Origin of the sequence: Gemella haemolysans (assembly GCF_001553035.1) — a bacterium.
Classification (GTDB): Bacteria; Bacillota; Bacilli; order Staphylococcales; family Gemellaceae; genus Gemella; species Gemella haemolysans_B.
This window is the reverse complement of sequence record NZ_KQ959926.1, coordinates 1-657: the sequence shown is the minus strand read 5'-3', so window position 1 is coordinate 657 and position 657 is coordinate 1. Positions and strand designations below refer to the sequence as shown.

Sequence of the window (657 nt, the reverse complement as noted above, 5' to 3'; positions counted from 1 at the left end):
GTTTATTTAGCACCTATAATTGATGGATATAACGCGGAGATAATAGCTTATAATATTTCATTTTCACCTAATATGGAACAACAGCATGAGATGTTATCGCAGCTTCAAGATAAAAGATACGATGGTATGATACTTCATAGTGATCAAGGTTGGCAATATCAACATATTTCATATAGACAATCCCTTAAAACAAAAGGTATTACGCAATCAATGTCTAGAAAGGGAACATCAGCAGATAATGCATTTATGGAATCTTTCTTTGGAGTTTTAAAATCTGAGATGTATTACGGATTCGAGAATACTTTCAAGAACAAATATGAATTAAAAGAAGCTATCATAGATTATATAAAATATTATAATGAGGAAAGAATAAAGTTGAACTTAGGTGGATTAAGTCCCGTAAACTATAGAAAAATTAATAGAAACAAATATAAATAAAAAGAGACTTTCATTCCCTTTTACAGTTTAGATTTCTCTCCTATTTAGTCAAGGACAAGGGCTACGCCTTTTAAAAATCCTTGACTAAATAGTTTGAAAAATCTAAAATAACTGTAAGGAATGAAAGTCACTAAAAGTAATAAAATTTACTGACTTTAAAATTTAAAATACTAAACAAATATAACTAAATATTTTGTCCAATTTTTTGGGTTCAGTACC

General features: G+C 28.3%; 1 protein-coding gene. It reads left to right on the top strand.

The features are described 5' to 3' along the window. A partial coding sequence (locus tag HMPREF3186_RS01490) for an IS3 family transposase (RefSeq protein WP_156438951.1) occupies window positions 1-438 on the top strand: 438 nt, incomplete at its 5' end. Between the last annotated feature and the right edge of the window lie 219 nt (window positions 439-657).